Here is a 225-nt window from a genome sequence, read left to right on the forward strand (position 1 = left end):
AAGCTATCACGAAAATTAAACAATGTCACCCAAATTATGGTTATCGACGAGTAACGTTAGCTTTAAAGAATTTAGGGCATCAAATTAATCATAAACGCGTATTACGCTTAATGAATGAACTAGGTCTATTATCAACGGCGTTTACCAAGAAAAAACGAAGATATAATTCTTATAAAGGTCATGTTGGTAAAACTTGTAAGAATAAATTAAACCGAAGGTTTTTAA

1 protein-coding gene is annotated in these 225 nt (G+C 30.7%); it reads left to right on the forward strand.

The window, feature by feature from the left end; translation table 11 throughout:
• Positions 1–14 precede the first annotated feature (14 nt).
• On the forward strand, positions 15–225 hold a 211-nt coding region (locus LfDm3_RS06765; RefSeq protein ID WP_404825418.1), incomplete at its 3' end, for an IS3 family transposase.

The sequence above is a fragment of the Fructilactobacillus fructivorans genome (assembly GCF_000814735.1).
In the GTDB taxonomy this organism is placed as follows: Bacteria; Bacillota; Bacilli; order Lactobacillales; family Lactobacillaceae; genus Fructilactobacillus; species Fructilactobacillus fructivorans.